The 15834-nt window shown below is 65.2% G+C and carries 15 protein-coding genes and 1 tRNA gene; 13 read left to right on the top strand and 3 right to left on the bottom strand.

What is annotated here, in order from left to right; genetic code table 11:
• Positions 1-103 precede the first annotated feature (103 nt).
• The 11 genes from H6844_18590 (at position 104) to H6844_18640 (ending at position 12510) form a co-directional block, all read left to right on the top strand.
• Positions 104-1231, top strand: coding sequence for a C4-dicarboxylate TRAP transporter substrate-binding protein (locus H6844_18590; GenBank protein MCB9931417.1), 1128 nt, complete (start codon positions 104-106; stop codon positions 1229-1231).
• Between the two features lie 97 nt (positions 1232-1328).
• On the top strand, positions 1329-1877 hold the full coding sequence (locus tag H6844_18595) for a TRAP transporter small permease (protein MCB9931418.1): 549 nt from the start codon (positions 1329-1331) through the stop codon (positions 1875-1877).
• A gap of 3 nt (positions 1878-1880) precedes the next feature.
• Entirely contained in the window at positions 1881-3191 is a 1311-nt protein-coding gene (locus H6844_18600) for a TRAP transporter large permease subunit (protein MCB9931419.1), read from the top strand.
• A 139-nt stretch (positions 3192-3330) separates the two neighbouring features.
• Entirely contained in the window at positions 3331-4257 is a 927-nt protein-coding gene (locus H6844_18605; GenBank protein ID MCB9931420.1) for an SDR family oxidoreductase, read from the top strand.
• Between the two features lie 139 nt (positions 4258-4396).
• On the top strand, positions 4397-4915 hold the full coding sequence (locus H6844_18610; protein MCB9931421.1) for a nucleoside deaminase: 519 nt from the start codon (positions 4397-4399) through the stop codon (positions 4913-4915).
• A 433-nt stretch (positions 4916-5348) separates the two neighbouring features.
• Positions 5349-7940 (top strand): DNA gyrase subunit A, encoded by a 2592-nt coding sequence (gene gyrA / locus H6844_18615; protein MCB9931422.1) that lies wholly within the window; start codon positions 5349-5351, stop codon positions 7938-7940.
• A 59-nt stretch (positions 7941-7999) separates the two neighbouring features.
• Positions 8000-8545 carry a pantetheine-phosphate adenylyltransferase gene (gene coaD / locus H6844_18620; protein MCB9931423.1) on the top strand — a complete coding sequence of 182 codons (546 nt, stop codon included), beginning with the start codon at positions 8000-8002 and terminating at the stop codon, positions 8543-8545.
• Between the two features lie 26 nt (positions 8546-8571).
• Positions 8572-9903 carry a dihydroorotase gene (locus tag H6844_18625; GenBank protein MCB9931424.1) on the top strand — a complete coding sequence of 444 codons (1332 nt, stop codon included), beginning with the start codon at positions 8572-8574 and terminating at the stop codon, positions 9901-9903.
• Between the two features lie 71 nt (positions 9904-9974).
• Positions 9975-11519: a methionine--tRNA ligase gene (locus H6844_18630; GenBank protein ID MCB9931425.1), complete on the top strand. Its 1545-nt coding sequence runs from the start codon at positions 9975-9977 to the stop codon at positions 11517-11519.
• Positions 11519-12304: a TatD family hydrolase gene (locus H6844_18635; protein ID MCB9931426.1), complete on the top strand. Its 786-nt coding sequence runs from the start codon at positions 11519-11521 to the stop codon at positions 12302-12304. The genes H6844_18630 and H6844_18635 overlap by 1 nt, the downstream gene beginning before the upstream one ends.
• Before the next feature lie 116 nt (positions 12305-12420).
• A tRNA-Ser gene (locus H6844_18640) sits at positions 12421-12510 on the top strand.
• Between the two features lie 111 nt (positions 12511-12621).
• Here H6844_18640 and H6844_18645 read toward each other — a convergent pair.
• Complete coding sequence (locus H6844_18645; GenBank protein MCB9931427.1) at positions 12622-13122, bottom strand: hypothetical protein; 501 nt, start codon at positions 13120-13122, stop codon at positions 12622-12624.
• Between the two features lie 74 nt (positions 13123-13196).
• Here H6844_18645 and H6844_18650 point away from each other — a divergent pair, with 74 nt between their 5' ends.
• On the top strand, positions 13197-13421 hold the full coding sequence (locus H6844_18650; protein ID MCB9931428.1) for a helix-turn-helix transcriptional regulator: 225 nt from the start codon (positions 13197-13199) through the stop codon (positions 13419-13421).
• Positions 13422-13475: 54 nt separating this feature from the next.
• The gene (locus H6844_18655; GenBank protein ID MCB9931429.1) at positions 13476-13625 is read left to right on the top strand and encodes a hypothetical protein; all 150 of its coding nucleotides are present in this window, start codon (positions 13476-13478) and stop codon (positions 13623-13625) included.
• A gap of 257 nt (positions 13626-13882) precedes the next feature.
• Here H6844_18655 and H6844_18660 read toward each other — a convergent pair whose 3' ends face one another.
• Both H6844_18660 and H6844_18665 read right to left on the bottom strand, forming a co-directional pair.
• Positions 13883-15418: a phage major capsid protein gene (locus H6844_18660; protein ID MCB9931430.1), complete on the bottom strand. Its 1536-nt coding sequence runs from the start codon at positions 15416-15418 to the stop codon at positions 13883-13885.
• Positions 15393-15686: a hypothetical protein gene (locus H6844_18665; protein MCB9931431.1), complete on the bottom strand. Its 294-nt coding sequence runs from the start codon at positions 15684-15686 to the stop codon at positions 15393-15395. Before H6844_18665 ends, H6844_18660 begins: the two co-directional genes overlap by 26 nt.
• Between the last annotated feature and the right edge of the window lie 148 nt (positions 15687-15834).

Here is a 15834-nt window from a genome sequence, read left to right on the forward strand (position 1 = left end):
CTGCTCGACCCTTGCGGAGCGTTCGGCAAACTGCCATCGTTTCCTCACTCTTGATGACGGGAGTGTATCCCGCGTGGTCTACAGGAAGAAACGAGGAAGCCTCATGAAACGAGCAATCTTGGCCGGTATGGCGGCCGTCGGTCTGGTCTTGGCAGCCGGCGCCGGACAGGCCAGGGAATTGGTCTATGCCAGTTCCGTTCCGGCGAAGCACCCGGTCCACACCCACGGCGTCGAGCCGTTCGGCGAGCGTCTGTCCAAGGCGACCGACGGCAAGCTGACCATCAAGCTGTTTGCCGGCGGCTCGCTCGCCAGCGGCAAGACCACGTTGAACGCCATCCGCAACGGCACCGCCGACATGGGCCTGCTGGCCGACGTCTATACGCCGAACGAATTGCCGACCAGCGCCCTGATCAGCGACCTGGCGGTGCTGGGTCGGGATGCGCGGGTGATGACCGGTGCGGTCAACCAGATGCTGCAACTGGATTGTCCCGCCTGCAAGAAGGACTATACGGAAGACAAGGTGCTGCCGTTCGCCTCCTACTCGCTGACGCCCTATCACCTGATGTGCGTCAGCGGTAGCATCGTCACCGCCGACGACTGGAAGGGCAAGAAGGTGCGCGGCACCGGTGCCATGGGCGTGTTGGCGGCGAATATGGGTGCGACGCCGGTGAATGTCACCAGCGCCGAAATCTACGAGGCGTTGCAGCGCGGCCAGGTGGACTGTGCCATGGGGCCGTTGCCCTGGCTCAAAACCATGGCGCTGTGGGACATGGTGACGACGGTCTCCGACTCCGGGCTCGGCACGTATCACGGTACCAATTTTATCAATTTGCGCACCAACACCTGGCAGAAACTGTCGAAGAAGGAAAAGCAGGCCTTCGTCGACAATCTCGTCCAGGCGGTCGTCGGCATCGCGCGGGCATACGAGGATGACGACGCGAGCATCCGCAAGGAAGCGGAAGCCAAGGGCATCAAGTGGCTCACCGTGGACAAAAGCTTCGAGGACGCGGTCGAGCACATGCGCCAGAACGACACCGCTCGGGTGATCGAGTTGGCCAAGTCGCGCGGCGTGAAGGACCCGGAACCGATCGTGGCGAAGTTCAAGGAGAACATCGCCAAGTGGACCAAGATCGTGAACGACATCAATCCGGGTTTCTGGGGCGATGCCGAGTGGGCGAAATACGCCGAAGCGCTGAACACCGAAATTTACAGCAAGGTGTCCTATCCCTGATGCGCGCGGCCGGCGACGGCGATTGGTCCGTCGCCGGCCCCGTTGCTGCGGCCAGCGCCGCACACCCCTTTCCCTTCTACCTGTGAGGATCTCCGTCATGGCTGCCTTGGAGCGCCTGTTGGAGCGGTTCAGCGTGGGGCTTCTCTGGATCGCCGGCGTCGCCATCACGCTGATGATGATCCATGTCGCCGCCGACGTGGTCGGCAAGACGATCTTTCACCAGCCCATGACCGCCACCCTGGAAATCGTTGCCTGGTACTACATGGTCGCGACGGTGTTTCTGCCGGTCGCCTATATCCAGGTGCAGAAGAAGCATCTGATGGTGGAATTGTTCACCCGCACCATGGAGCCGCGGGCCATGGCGCGCCTGGAAGGCCTGATCGCCGTCCTGGGGGCGGTCTATGTGGGCATTCTGTTCTGGCTGACCCTGGAGCAGGCGATTGCGTCCACCGCCTCGAACGAAGTGCAGGACGTGACCTTCTTCGACCTGCCGGTCTGGCCGTCGCGCTGGTTCCTGCCCATCGCCGTCGGGGCGATGACGTTGATCATGATCCTGCAAGCCATCCGCGACCTGCGATACGGCTTCACCGGCCGCGGTGAACCGACCAAGCAGACCCAAGACGGCATCATCATCGAGGAGAACTGAGCAATGGATCCGATTTGGATCGGCATCATTGCCATCGTCGCGCTGCTGGTGCTGATCGGCCTGCGCGTTCCCATCGGCATCGCCCTCGGCTCGGTGTCCCTGGTCGGGCTGATGTTCGCCCGCTCGACCGAGTCGGCCTTCGGCATTTTCGGCGACCTGCCGTTCGAGTTCGGCGCCAGCTGGTCGCTGTCGGCGGTGCCGATGTTCCTGCTGATGGGCTCCGTCGCCTATCATTCCGGGCTGACCTCCAGCCTCTACAATGCGGCCCGGCTGTGGCTGTCGGCCTTGCCGGGCGGCCTGGCGGTCGCGACCAATTTCGCCTCCGCCGGATTTGCCGCCGCCAGCGGCTCATCGCTGGCGACCTCGGCCGCCATGGGCCGGTTGGCCATCCCGGAGATGCTGCGCCTCGGCTATGACAAGGCGCTGGCCGCCGGCGTCGTCGCCGCGTCCGGCACGCTCGGCGCCCTGATCCCGCCCTCCATCGCCTTCGTGCTCTATGGCTGGTTCACCGAGACCTCGATCGGCGCGTTGTTGATCGCCGGCATTCTGCCGGGGCTGCTGACGGCTTTCATCTATGCCGGCATGATCATCATCCGGTGCTGGTTGAACCCCGAACTGGCGCCGGCGGTGAGCGAGACCGTCACCTGGGGCCAGCGCTGGAGCGCGCTCATCGAAATCTGGCCGGTGCCGTTGTTGATCCTGGGCGTGGTCGGCAGCATCTATGGCGGCATCGCCACGCCGACGGAAGCGGGTGCGCTGGGGGCGTTGATCGCGATTATCATCGCCTTCTTCCAGGGGCGCATGACCTGGCAGATTTTCCGGACCAGCGTGATGGAAGCGCTGGAGAGCACCGCCGGCATCTTCTTCGTCGCCATCGGCGCCCTGTTGCTGACCCGCCTGCTGGCGTTCAGCGGCGTGCCGATGCTGATGGCGGAGATGATCGGCGACTGGGCCATCGACCCGTTGCTGCTGATTATCGGCCTGTCCATCGTCTATCTGATCCTAGGCATGTTCCTGGACCCGCTGGGTCTGATGCTGCTGACCCTGCCGGTGTTCCTGCCGATGTTCGAGGCGCTGAAGCTGGACCTGATCTGGGTCGGCGTGATCGTCGTCAAATACATCGAGATCGGTTTGTTGACCCCGCCCGTGGGCCTCAACGCCTATGTTGTGAAAAGCGTGGTGGGCGACGCCATACCGCTCACCACCATATTCCGGGGGTTGGCCTGGTTCCTGGCGGCCGAGGCGGTGATCATGGTGCTTCTGATCGCCTTCCCGGAAATCTCGCTGACATTGCCGAACTACATGCTGAACTGACGGGAAGGGGGCTTCGGCCCCCTTCTTCTTGCGCATGGATTCCCCAGTCGCGGTTCGCCTTGCCGGGGCGCGGAGCCGGAGTCTAGCATGCTTGCATTCGCTAATCGCCCACTCAACCGGGCACAGGAGGAAACAAGTCATGCGATTGGAAGGCAAGGCCGGGATCGTCACCGGCTCCGGGCGCGGCATCGGCCGTGCGGTGGCCCTGCTGATGGCCAAGGAAGGCGCCAGCGTCGTCGTCAATGACCCCGGCGTCGGCCGCGGCGGCGAGGCGACGGAAGAACGCCCGGCGGACGAGGTGGTCGCCGAAATCAAGGCCGCGGGCGGCACCGCCATCGCGAACTACGGCTCGGTCGCGGAATACGACACCGCCGGGCGCATGGTGAAGGAGTGCGCCGACACGTTCGGCAAGGTCGACTTTGTCGTCAACGTGGCCGGCATGCTGCGCGAGCGCATGATCTGGAACATGACCGAAGAAGACTTCGACCAGGTCATCAACGTGCACCTGAAGGGGCACTGGAACATGTGCCACCACGCCATCAAGCTGATGCGCGGGCAGCGCTATGGCCGGATCGTCAACTTCTCGTCCGATGCATTCAAGGGCTCGGTCGGCCAGTGCAACTATGCGGCGGCCAAGGCCGGGATCATCGGCCTGACCCGCACCATCACCCGCGAGTGTGGCCGATACGGCATCACCGCCAACGCCATGTGCCCGATGGCCGCCACCCGCATGACCGTCAACGATGCGGTGATTGCGGGCTGGAAGCGGCGCCTGGACAGCGGCCTGCTGACCCAGGCCCAGTACGAGTCGCGCATGGCCATGCCGGGGCCGGAATTCGTGGCCCCGATGGTCGCCTATCTCTGCACCGAAGAGGCCGCCGACATCAACGGCCAGATCTTCCACGCCGAAAAAGGCCTGATCCACACCTATTATTACGGCGAGGAAGCCCGTGCGCTCTACAAGTTCGAGGACGGCGGCATGTTCAGCGTCGACGAACTGGCCGACAGCGTGCCGGGTTCGCTGATGGCAGGCATTCCGAACATCGCGCCCAAGACCGAAGACTGAGCGCGGGCGGCAAGACCGGGGCGGTGGCGAGTGGCCGGCCATCGCAACCGCCCCTCTTGCGCCTTGAACCCGCCGGAGGATGGGGAGAGCCGCTGGCAAGACCTGCCTTCTGCCTGCCCCATGCCGCGAAGGACACGCCATGCCCGCCGACGCATCCATCTCCCAGGCCGCTGCCATGGCCCGTGCGCTCGAAATCGCGGCGACCGCCGCCGACCAGGCCGGCGCGCTGCCCTATGCCGCCGTGGTGGTCCTGGACGGCCGGATCGTCGGCGAGGGGCTGAACCGCGCGCAAGCCCTGTCCGATCCGACCTCCCACGGCGAGACCGAGGCGATCCGCGATGCCTGCAAGCGGCTCGGCACCACCAGCCTCGCCGGGGCCATCATGGTCACGACGGCGGAGCCCTGCGCCATGTGTGTTGCGACCATGCTGCTCGCCGGCATTACGCAGTTGGTTTACGCGGCCGATGCCCGGGACAGTGCGGCCTTCATGGCGAAGCTTGTGGGGAAGAACCCTGCGGTGCGCCGTCGCTTCTCCATGGAGGAGTTGCGCGACCAGGTCGGCCTGCCGGCGGATGCCCGACGGCACCTGCCGGCCCATCGCGAATCCCGGGCGGAATCGCTGGCGATTTTCGACGCCTTCGCCGCCCGCCATGGCTGAAATTTGGCGGGATTTGCAGTCGGGCCGGCGACGCCTTTCTGACACAGGCTCCCGGCAGCGCTTTATGGTGGAAATCCAAGCAGAACCAAGATGCCCACTCCCTGACGACTGGGGCATTGCAAATATGGCCACCTGCCTCGGAGTATAGCGGCCGTACCGGCCGAATAACCGCCTGGGATCACACGCACCCGGAAGACCCTGCCACGCTTGCTTCCGGTGCTGCGTTTGCGGGCTAATCTCTGGCTTTTCCCTGTCTTGCCTGCTAATTTGCACACGGGTGATCGGGGCGGTTTTTCCACTATTCATAGCGGATTGCGACCGTCCCCCACCCCCATATCTTGCATAGTTGCGTTTGGGCAAAGGGACAGGACTCTTGGTCGACGAAATCCGGAGCGAGCGCCGCGATATTGCGCCCGTCTCCATTGAAGAGGAAATGCAGCGTTCGTACCTCGATTACGCCATGAGCGTGATCGTGTCGCGCGCCATTCCGGACGTGCGCGACGGCCTGAAGCCGGTGCACCGCCGCATCCTCTATGCCATGCGCGTCGGCGGCTATGACTGGTCGCGGCCCTATCGCAAGTCGGCCCGCATCGTCGGCGACGTCATGGGCCAGTTCCACCCCCACGGCGACTCCGCCATTTACGATGCGCTGGTGCGCATGGCGCAGTGGTTCTCCATGCGCCTGCCGTTGATTTCCGGCCAGGGCAATTTCGGCTCGCTGGACGCCGATCCGCCGGCGGCCATGCGTTACACCGAGGCGCGTCTGGCCCAGGCCGCCCAGCCATTGCTGGAGGACATCGACAAGGACACGGTCGATTTCCAGCTCAACTACGATGAAAGCGAGCGCGAACCGACGGTTCTGCCGGCCCGCTTCCCGAACCTGCTGGTCAACGGGGCAGGGGGCATCGCCGTCGGCATGGCCACCAACATCCCGCCCCACAATCTGGGCGAGGTGGTAGCGGCGACGCTCGCCTATCTGGATGATCCAGAAATCGGCCTCGACGAACTGATGGAGATCATGCCGGGGCCGGATTTCCCGACCGGCGCGCTGGTCATGGGCCGGGGCGGCATCCGCCAGGCGTTCGCCACCGGCCGGGGCTCCGTCATCATGCGCGCCCGCCACCAGATCGAGGAGCGCCCGGGCGGCCGCGAGGCGATCATCGTCACCGACGTGCCCTACCAGTGCAACAAGGCCAAGATGGTGGAGCGGATCGCGGAGGTGGTGAACCTCAAGCTGATCGAGGGCATTTCCGACCTGCGCGACGAGAGCGACCGCCACGGCATCCGCGTCGTCATCGAACTGAAGCGCGATGCGGTCACCGACGTGGTGCTGAACCAGTTGTTCCGCTTCACGCCGATGCAGACCTCGTTCGGCTACAACATGCTGGCCCTGAACGGCGGCCGGCCGCAGGTGATGCCGCTGAAGGCGGTGTTGCAGGCCTTCTGCCGTTTCCGCGAACAGGTCATCACCCGGCGCACCGCCTACGAACTCGGCCGGGCGCGCGAGCGGGCGAACACCTTGCTGGCGCTCGCCGTTGCCGTTGCCAACCTGGACGACGTGATCCGGCTGATCCGCGAGGCGCCGGACCCGGCGACCGCCCGCGAGCGGTTGATGGCGCGGCCCTGGCCCGCCGGCGACATCGCGCCGCTGATCGCCCTGGTCGACGACGGCGCCGACGCCCGCGGCGACGGCAACTACCGGCTCAGCCAGGCTCAGGCCCAGGCCATTCTCGACCTGCGCCTGCACCGCCTGACCGGGCTGGAGCGCGAAAAGATCGACACCGACCTGCGCGAGACCGTGCGCCTGATCGAGGACTATCTCGACATTCTCGGCAATCGCGAGCGCGTGCTGACCATCATGCGCGACGAACTGGCCGAGGTTCGCGAGAAGTTCGACACGCCCAGGCGCACGGAAATTCTCGACGCGGAGGCCGACCAGGACGACGAAGACCTGATCCAGCGCGAGGACATGGTCATCACCGTCAGCCGCCAGGGCTATATCAAGCGCGTGCCGCTCGCCAGCTATCGCGAGCAGCGCCGCGGCGGCAAGGGCAGGGCGGGCATGTCGACCCGCGACGAGGATTTCGTCGCCGACGTCTTCGTCGCCAACACCCACGCGCCGGTGCTGTTCTTCTCGTCCCGCGGCATGGTCTACAAGCTGAAGGTCTACCGCCTGCCGATCGGCACGCCACAGGCTCGCGGCAAGGCCATGGTGAACCTGCTGCCGCTCTCCGAGGGCGAGACCATCTCCACCGTCCTGCCGCTACCGGAGGAGGATACGCCGGGCCTGGACGAGATGGACATCGTCTTCGCCACCGCCAGCGGCAATGTGCGCCGCAACAAGCTGTCGGACTTCACCAATGTCATGGCCAACGGCAAGATCGCCATGAAGCTGGAAGAGGGCGACAGCCTGATCGGCGTGGCGCTGGCGGAGCCGACCGATCACTTCCTGCTGGCCACCTGGCACGGCAAGGCGATTCGCTTCCCGGTTGAAGACGTGCGCGTGTTCGCCGGCCGGGCATCCACCGGCATTCGCGGCATCGCGCTCGCCGAGGGCGACCGCGTCATCTCCATGACCATTCTGAAGGGCGCGGAAATCGACACGGAAACGCGCGATGCCTATCTGCGCATGGCCGCGGCCCGCCGCCGGGAAGACACGGGCGAGGTGGGCGAAGAGCAGGCCCTGGACGAAGCGCGGTTCGAGGAATTGCACGCGGCGGAAGAACTGATTCTGTCGGTGGCCGACGACGGCTATGGCAAGCGCACCAGCGCGTATGACTACCGGGTGACGCGGCGCGGCGGGAAGGGCATCGACCTGATGGATCTGATGCCCGGTGCGGGCGTCGTGGCGGCCTTCCCCGTCAGCGATAGCGATGGCCTCGTTCTCGTGACGAACGGCGGGCAATTGATTCGCGTGCCCGTGCAGGATATCCGTATAGCAAGGCGATCCACCCGCGGCGTGCGGTTGTTCTCGGTTGGCGAGGGCGAACGCGTTGTCTCGGTCTCGCGGATCGCAGAGGAATAGGGTGCCGGGCGTCGCCCCGCCCGGTACCGCATCGCTACGAGGCTATTGAGAGATTTTCCATGCCGGATGGGCATATCGCGCTTTACCCAGGCACGTTCGACCCGGCCACCCGTGGCCACACCGACATCATCATGCGCGCAGCCGCGGTGGTGGATAAGCTCTATGTCGGCGTCGCCGGCAATGCGGGCAAGGGGCCGTTGTTCAGCGTCGACGAGCGCGTCGCCATGGTGCAGGACGAGATCGACGCCATGACCGACCGCAAGCTGGCGGCCAATATCTCGGTCACCGTCGTGGATGGCCTGCTGGTGCACAGCGCCCGCAAGCTGGACGTGACCGTGTTGATCCGCGGGCTCCGGGCGGTGACCGATTTCGAATACGAAATCCAGATGGCCAGCCTGAACAAATCCCTAGATTCCGGCATCGAGACCGTGTTCCTGATGGCGAGCGACCGCCACCAGTTCATTTCCAGCCGCTTCGTCAAGGAAATCGGCTCGCTCGGCGGCAAGATCGACGACTTCGTCTCGCCGCGCGTGGCCAAGCGGCTGGCGGAGAAGTTTGGCGACGGCAACACCGTTCAGGCCGGTGCGGCGTCGAAAGTGTATTGAACCAAGCGCTTTAGCGAGGGTTTTTCATGTACGATCTTGTGATCCGGGGCGGCATGGCGGTGCTGCCAGCGGGCGTGGTGCCGTGCGATATCGGCGTGCGTGGCGGGCGGATTGCGACGCTCGGCACCATTCCGGCGGGGCAGGGGGCGGACGAAATCGACGCCACCGGCCTCACCGTGCTGCCCGGCATGATCGACACCCAGGTGCACTTCCGCGAGCCCGGCGGTGAGCAGAAGGAAGACCTCGCCACCGGCTCCAAGGCCGCGGTCCTGGGCGGCATCACCGGCGTGTTCGAGATGCCGAACACCAACCCCTCGACCAGCACGCCGGCAGCGCTCGCCGACAAACTCGCCCGCGCGGCCGGCCGTATGTGGTGCGAGCACGCCTTCTATGTGGGGGCCACGCCGGACAATCTGGCCGAACTGCCGGAACTGGAACGCCTGCCCGGCGCCTGCGGCGTCAAGCTGTTCATGGGCTCGTCCACCGGCTCGCTGCTGGTCGAGGAGCCGGGCGCCATCGCGGCCGTGTTGCGGAACGGCAGCCGCCGGGTGGCCGTGCACGCGGAAGACGAGGCGCGCCTGCGCGAGCGCAAGGGCGTGGCCGAGGCCGCGGCGCATCCCCGGGCCCATCCGGACTGGCGCGACCCGACAACCGCTCTGAATGCCACACGGCAACTCGTTGAACTGGCGCGGCAAACCGGTCGCCGCATTCACGTGCTTCACATTTCCACCGGCGACGAGATGGACTTTCTGGTCGATCACAAGGATATCGCTACGGTCGAGGTGACGCCGAACCATCTGACGCTGGAGGCGCCGGACTGTTACGACCGACTCGGCACGCATGCGCAGATGAACCCGCCGGTGCGCGATGCGGCGCACAAGGCCCGCATCTGGCAGGCCGTTGCCGACGGCACCGTCGACATTATCGGCTCCGACCACGCCCCACACACGGCCGAGGAGAAGGCCCGTGCCTATCCGGCGAGCCCCTCCGGCATGCCCGGGGTGCAGACCACCTTGCCGCTGATGCTGACCCATGTGGCGGAGGGGCGCCTCAGCCTGCAACGGCTGGTCGACCTGATGGCGCACGGCCCGAACCGGGTGTTCGGCATCGCGAATAAGGGCCGGATTGCCGTGGGTTACGACGCGGACTTCACGTTGGTCGACCTTGCGGCTGAGCGCGAGATCACCCGCGATTGGCTGGCAAGCCGGGCAGGGTGGTCGCCCTATGAGGGCGTGCGCTGCAAGGGCTGGCCGGTCGGTACCATCATCCGCGGCCGCGTGGTCATGCGCGAGGGCGACTTGCTGGGCGAGCCCCAGGGCCGACCGCTCCGCTTCCACGAGACGCTGGCCCGCACCTAGGTCCGGGGTTGGACCCACCGCCTCCGGGCGTTATACCGCCACCATCTGCAATCCGCCCATGCGAGGGTGCTATGGCCGAGCCATACTACATCACCACGCCCATCTATTACGTGAACGACGACCCGCACATCGGCCACGCCTACACGACGCTGGCCTGCGATGTTCTGGCCCGGTTCAAGCGCATGGACGGCTACCGCGTGCATTTCCTGACCGGTACCGACGAGCACGGCCAGAAAGTGGAAAAGGCGGCGGAGGCGGCCGGCGTCGACCCGCAGACCTTCACCGACCGGGTCAGCCAGAATTTCCGCGATCTGGCCGCACGGATGAACTTCTCCAACGACGATTTCATCCGCACCACCGAGGACCGGCACACCCGCGCCTGCCAGGCGCTCTGGCAGAAACTGCTGGACGCGGGTGACATCTATCTGGGTTCCTATGCCGGCTGGTACGCGGTTCGCGACGAAGCCTTTTATGCGGAAAGCGAACTGACCGCCGGTGCCAATGGGGAAAAGCTGGCCCCGTCGGGCGCGCCGGTGGAGTGGGTCGAGGAGCCGAGCTATTTCTTCCGGCTGTCCGCCTGGGGCGACCGTCTGCTGGCCTGGTACGACGCGAACCCGGATTGCATCGGCCCGGCCTCGCGCCGCAACGAGGTGATCAGCTTCGTCAAAGGCGGTTTGCAGGATCTCTCGGTCAGTCGCGTGTCGTTCAAATGGGGTGTGCCGGTGCCGAACGACGCCGATCACATCATGTATGTGTGGCTCGACGCGCTCACGAACTACGCAACCGCCGTTGGCTATCCGGACATGAAGTCCGAGGCATTTTCAACCTTCTGGCCGTGCAATCTTCACATGGTGGGGAAGGACATTCTGCGCTTCCATGCCGTCTATTGGCCGGCTTTCCTCATGGCCGCCGACATCGCGCCGCCGCAGCGGATCTATGCCCATGGTTGGTGGACCAACGAGGGGCAGAAGATCAGCAAGAGCCTTGGGAATGTGATCAAACCCTATGACTTGATTGAGAGATATGGTCTCGACCAGGTGCGCTATTTCCTGCTGCGCGAGGTGCCGTTCGGCAATGACGGCGATTTCTCCCATGCGAGCATGGTCAGCCGCATGAACCACGAACTGGCGAATGATTACGGCAATCTGGTCCAGCGCGTGCTCAGCATGATCAACAAGAACTGCGATGCGCGGGTGCCGGAACCCGGCAACTTCACCGACGATGACCGCGCCCTGTTGCAGCCGGCCCGACAACTGGTCGAGACCATGCGGCCTCTGATGGACCGGCAGGCCTTCCACGAAGCCCTGGAAGCGATCTGGCAGGTGGTGCGGGCCGCCAACGCCTATGTGGACCACCAGGCGCCCTGGGCTCTGCGCAAGACCGACCCCGCGCGGATGGCCACGGTGCTCTACGTGCTGGCGGAAACCCTCCGGCATCTGGGTCTTGCGACCTCACCTTATATGCCAGAAGCTTCGGATAAGATTCTGGATCAGTTGGAAATTGCCGCATCGGATCGCGTTTTCTCTCGCATGGGAGAGATCGGCGCCCTGCAACCCGGAACCGCGCTGCCGAAGCCCCAGGGCGTGTTTCCCCGCTATGTGGAGGAGCCCGCCTGATGCTGGTCGACAGCCACTGCCACCTGGATTTTCCGGAACTCCACGTCGATCTCGATGCGGTGGTGGCACGGGCGCGCAATGCCGGGATCGGCTGCATGCTGACGATCTGCACCCGCGTCGAAGCCATTCCGACGGTCCTGGCGATTGCCGAGCGCTATCCGGAGGTCTATGCCGCCATTGGCATACACCCGCACAGCGTCGAGGGCCATGGTGTGCGGTCTGTCGATGAGATCGTCTCCTGGACCGAGCACCCGAAGGTGGTGGGCATCGGCGAAACCGGCCTCGACTACTATTACGACAAGAGCCCGCGCGAGATGCAGCGCCAGAGCTTCGTCAACCACATCGAGGCTTCGCGTCGGACCGGGCTGCCGTTCATCGTCCACACGCGCAACGCCGACGCCGACACGGCCGCCATTCTGGACGAGGCCATGGCCAAAGGCCCGGTACCGGGCCTGTTGCACTGTTTCAGCTCCGGCCGCCCGTTGGCGGAGCACGCGGTGCGGCACGGGCTCTATGTATCGTTCTCGGGCATGCTGACATTCCGGAACGCTGACGACATCCGGGCGACCGCCAAGGTGCTGCCGTCGGACCGTCTGTTGGTCGAGACCGACGCGCCGTTCCTGGCGCCGGTGCCGAAACGCGGCAAGACCAACGAACCCGCCTTTACCATCCACACCGCGGCCTGCCTGGCCGAGGTTCACGGCGTGACGGCCGCCGCGATGGCCGAGACGACGACGGACAACTTTTTCCGGCTGTTTGCCAAGATCGACAGAACGGTTCTGTGAGCCTGTTCCGGTTTCTAACATAATTTCCCATAATATATCTGTTCACATTTAGGGGTTGAGACGATTGACGCGACGCGGCCGGCGGCAGTACCAATCCCCCGCCGCCGGCGTACCACGGATGGGTGGCAGAGTGGTTGATTGCACCGGTCTTGAAAACCGGCGTGCGTGCAAGCGTACCGTGGGTTCGAATCCCACCCCATCCGCCAGATTTCGCATGTATCTCATTGAAATAACGCGATTTGGCTTAGGTCTGTCCGCCATTTCTTCCCCCAGAATTGCGCCCGATCAGGCGCCCCGTTGCTTATCGGTCGCGACGGCTAGTTGGTAACGGCTTGGTTGGGTGCGGCTTCTGCATCGGGTGCCACGTCGGCCGAATAATCCGCCAACGCCTGGAGCCGCACCGCCGCATTGGCGGCGCTCCGCAGGATCAAAAAGTGATCGTTGCGGATGGAGCCTTTGAGGCGGTCACACATCGGAGCCAAGAGGACCGCTGCGACCTCTGCGTCTTCCGATATGGACGCCATGGCGTTCTCGAATTCGGTCAATCGGTTGAACGCATTGGCTTTGGACTCTGCGTCGGCTGCAAGAGTGTTGCTGGCCTCGGTCCCGATCCGCTTAAAGGCTTCGCTTGCGGCGCTCAACTGTAGGTCCGTCGCCCGGTCGATGCGGCCGGGTGCGTCCATGATATGCCCCAGTATGAGCACGCCAAGTGCGGCTTCTACTCTGGCCTCGCCAGAACGTATCTTGAGGCGGTCGACGGCCGGTCCCCAATCACTGGGCTGCGATGCGGTCCCCATGTTGGTGTTTGTGTAGGGCATTGTCTCGGACTCCTGTTATGGATATGCTTCCGTCACTCTCAAGGTGACATATGAACAATAGCCGCAATCGAGACATGGTGACAAGTGCACAAATTCGAGCCGCACGCGGGCTCCTAGCCTGGACTGTCCGCGACCTTGCCGAAAAGGCGGGGGTGCACCGGAACACGGTGACACGCATCGAGACGGAGGCCACGTCGCCAGGCCATGCCCTCGCCTCGATCCGAGCCGCGCTTGAGGCCGGCGGCGTGGTGTTTCTGGACGCGAACGGGAACGGCCCCGGCGTGGCGCTGAGGCGCTGAGCCAGCCCCGGACGGGTGCACCATCAACCAGTTCGACAGAGAGGACCGCAGCCGATGACGATCAACCAATTCCGCGGCCTGCTGTACCGTATCGCGAAATACAGCGGAGACATGCAGGCCCTGACCAGCAAGCGCCCCGGCGCGGTCCAGCGCAGGATCTGGCGCCGCATCCTCGGCAAGCTGCTTGGCCGGGCGTGGCGCTGAGGCGCTGAACGACGGTCTTCCCCTTTGGCGTGCCGCGTCGGCGGTGAGCCGGGCGACACCCTTGGACCACTGCCGGGAAAACCATTCCAATTTTGGCATGCGCAAAAGTTTTGCCCCCCGCCGGTCCTGGCGCGGATCGCGGTAGACTTTCGACCACCCCCCACCGCCGCCGGGCGTGATCCTGGCGGGCACGCGCCTGAAATCGGGGCGCCCGTGTGAGCCGGTGGGAGGGGGGTATCTGATCTCTCGACCACCCTTCAAGGACCGGCGGGTCCCGACATTATGCAAAAGCGTAAGAAAACGAAGCTGCAAAAAAACCCGCCGGCAATTTTCGTACCGGCGGGCCTTGCTTTGACGTGCTGGCGGGGCCGGAGCCCCGCCCGCTCGCCTGGGTTATCCGTGACGGCGGTCACGGTGTAGAACGCGCCGGATGCGCCACGGCCACATCGGCCCGCAGGGACGCAACGAAAGCGTATTGATGATTGGCTGCATAGGTCTCGCAACAGTTCGACCTGAAGCCCTGTCCGCATGCCGATCATCAAGTGCTGGAAATTGCCGGCGAAGATCGTGGATCTGTCTGAGCTGGTGCCGCCATCGGTCGGAACGGCCGTGGTGGTCAACTGTGGGATCGCGCTCAGCGCTGCCGGGGCCATGAGCGGCTGGCCGGTCGAGTCCGTGAGGCCGGCCAGGGTGCCCTCATCGCGCGGGTGCAGGATCGCGGCTGTTACCGGTCCCGCATTCGCGGTCAGGATGGCCGTGCGACCGGCCAGCAGCGGCCCATAGTTGGCCAGGTCGGCGCCCAGCGCCGCCGTGCCGATGCCCGAGGTATTGGCGATGCCTCTCGGCTCGGGCGCGGTGCCGGAGCCCAGCAGCGCCACCCGGTCGAGTTCCGTCGCCAGGGCCGCGGCCAGAAGCTGCGGCAGTGCGGTTTCGAGGTTCAACGAGTCCTCGATCAGCTCGCGGCTGACCTTGACCAGAACCGCCAGGCTGCGCGGGGTGAAGACGACAGCGCGAAACGTCGGGTCGCTCTCCGCAACCGCGGCATTTTCAGAGCGCCAGGCCGGCGCCGGATCGCTGGCCACCGCCGCGATGGAGTTCGTGGCGCTGGTCAGCGGCACGGTGCGGGCGCCGGCCTGGACGGTCACGCTCGCCGCCCGAAGATTGTCGAGCAGTTCCGCCGAAACAACCGCCGGAACGCTGTAGCCGCCGGCGGAATCGCTGCCCTCGGCAAGCGCGCGCCGCTCGGTCTCGGTTTTTCCTCCGAGGATCATCGACCGCAAATAGGCGCCGGCGCTCAGGCCGCGATAGGGGTCGGGCTGGTGCTTCGCCGCCCAGTCGAGCATGCGCTGTTCCGGCGCCAGGCCGAAGGGCGGCGCAGCACCGCGCTCCCACACGCCGCCGCCGGCGCTGCCGCCGTCATCCTCGCCGCCGGTCACGTCGGCATAGGGCGGCCGGCGCATTTTCGACAGATCGGCCGAGAGCCGGTCGCGCTCGGCCATCGCGGCATCAAACCGGGCCTCGATTTCGGCCGCGCGTTCCTTGGTCGTCGCGGCCTGGCCCATTTCATCGGTCAGGGCTCGGCATTCGGTGTCGAGCGCCTGGATATGGTCGACGATTTTTTTTTCGTCGGTCATGTGATGTGCTCCATGCCGCCCCTTTGGCGGCGTTCGGAGTTGATCAGCTTCCGGCTTTCGCCTTCGGCCTACCTCCCGAAATTCGGCGTGTCGGGGTGTCACGCTATGCCCCGAGGGGCATTCCATGTGCCGGTCAGCAGCGGCCGGCGGGTGTTTCATCGATCGCCGCGGCCATCGCCACCAGCGCCTTGGCTGCCGCGGGGCCTTTGACCTTCGCGTAAAGCTGCAAGCCGGAGACAAGCCAGGCGGTGACGAAGACTTCGGCATCTCCGCCGGCTGCGTCTGCTGCCTTCACGGCATCCGCCCAAAGTTCGCGTGCAATCCGAATTTGTTCATGATCTGCATTATACATGAGCTTTGCTCGTATTCCTATGACGTGGTGGTGTGTTGCGCCGGCATCGGTGGTCAGTCGGCCGGCGGCGTGCATGCGCGCCTCTGCCGCCGACGCTCGGGCTGGCGTCCGGCACATCGCCAGCGCTGCCATTTCCGCTTGATCGCGGGGTTGCCCGCCATCGCGTGCCGGCCCGGCTGGGTTTGGTCCATGTGATTTCCTGTGGGACCAGTGGGACAGGTGG

It is taken from the genome of Alphaproteobacteria bacterium, from assembly GCA_020638555.1.
Lineage (GTDB): Bacteria > Pseudomonadota > Alphaproteobacteria > Bin95 > Bin95 > JACKII01.